The 775-nt window shown below is 69.8% G+C and carries 1 protein-coding gene; it reads left to right on the top strand.

From position 1 onward, the window contains the following. On the top strand, positions 1 to 530 hold a 530-nt coding region (locus ABD944_RS42140), incomplete at its 5' end, for a hypothetical protein (protein WP_345187875.1). Positions 531 to 775: the final 245 nt, after the last annotated feature.

Here is a 775-nt window from a genome sequence, read left to right as displayed (position 1 = left end):
CGTCCCGTCTGATCGCAACGGTGGACGCCCTGCGTACGGCGCTGGCGGAGAGCACGGACCTGCTCCGGTCCACGCTCGGCGGGACCGTCGACGAGGAGACGGCGGCCGCCGCGGAGGCCGACGGGGTGCCCCGGGAGTTCCTGGACTTCTGCCGGGTGCTGGACGGTGCGAGCTGCGGGCCGTCCGTGCAGCTCTTCGGCTTGGAGGAGGCCGAGGAGCACCAGTTCTACTGCGGGCCGGTGGTCGACTCCCCGCTGGATCTGTCCCCGGAGAAGCTGTTCTGCGTCGGGTTGATCGGCGACACACCGATCTTCCTCGACCGCGCGGGCCGCGGCATCCTCGGTATCCCGGACGAGCACTGGGAGTGGGTCGACGCGGAGCGCTTCGAGCGGCTCGCGCCCGGGCTGGAGGCGTTCTTCCTGGAGCGGTTGGCCACTCCGGAATACGCACGCCTTGCGGCGATCGACGACGAGTTGGTGGAGTACGACGACTGGCTGAAACTGCTACGACGAGCCGGTCTCGCCGACTGAACCGCCGGCCAGCCGGTCCGCCCGCAACCGGTCTGAACCGTACCGGCCTACCGATGTCGCAGCCTGTCCGAGGCCCCGCTCGCCGAGGTCCTTGCTCTAGCTGAAGCGCTCCACGTGCCGGTGCGCTGGCCGTAGAGCCGATCACCGGGGACGAGGACACCGATGAGAACCGGCTCTACCCCCGCCACGAATTTAGCCCGGTGTGCGGTCGGCCGGAACTGATGCATCGCCCGGCGCGACAGCTC

This window comes from Actinomadura verrucosospora, assembly GCF_039540335.1.
GTDB classification, from domain to species: domain Bacteria; phylum Actinomycetota; class Actinomycetes; order Streptosporangiales; family Streptosporangiaceae; genus Spirillospora; species Spirillospora verrucosospora.
Note: the sequence above shows the minus strand (reverse complement) of the source record. Positions and strands in the feature narration are given on the sequence as shown.